The 737-nt window shown below is 67.8% G+C and carries 1 protein-coding gene; it reads left to right on the forward strand.

From position 1 onward, the window contains the following. Positions 1 to 211 precede the first annotated feature (211 nt). Positions 212 to 737, forward strand: a 526-nt coding sequence (locus tag G7A99_RS22755; RefSeq protein WP_163144297.1) for a LysR family transcriptional regulator, incomplete at its 3' end; no start/stop codon positions are given.

A 737-nucleotide genomic window follows, 5' to 3' on the forward strand; every position in this document is an offset into this window, starting at 1 on the left:
CGCCAGAAGAAGATGGCGGTCGGCGGCAGGTCGACCACCGTCGCCATCCGTGTACCGATGAACCCCGAGCTCCAGCACACCACCAGGCCGACGGCGATCAGCACCGGTGCGAGCGTCATTCCCATGACAGCCCCCTCGTTTCGGATGAGGTCCGTCATGCTGCCCGGTCCTGATACACTATAAAATCTATATTGTATTAACCGACAGTTTAATGACCATAAACCTAACCCATGACCGTACCCTCGATATCGACCTGCTGCGCACGTTTCATCTGGCCTGCGCACTGGGCACGCTGCGGGCGGTCGCCGAGCGGCGGCATTTCACGCTCGGGGCGGTCAGCCAGCAGATCAAGCGCCTGGAGCACCAGCTTGGCCGCACGCTGCTGGTGCGCTCGCGCAGCGGGGTATCGCTTACCGCCGAGGGCGCCCGGCTGCGGGCCCAGTCCGCGACCCTGCTCGACGAGCACGACACCCTGATCCACCGCCTCATCGACCGGCCCGCCGCCGGCGTGGTCCGGCTCGGCCTGCCGGAGGAATACGTCCCCGCCCTGCTGGGCAGCGTCCTGCCGGACCTGGCGCGGTCCCATCCGGACCTCCACCTGCATGTGCGCACGGACACCAGCGGCACCCTGCGGCATCTGGTGGACACCGGCACGCTGGACCTGGCCCTCGTCGTGGTGCCGGAGGCGCAGGCGCCGTCGCGGCATCGACTGTGGCGGACGCGGCCGGTCTGGGCCA

This window comes from Arhodomonas sp. KWT, assembly GCF_010993615.1.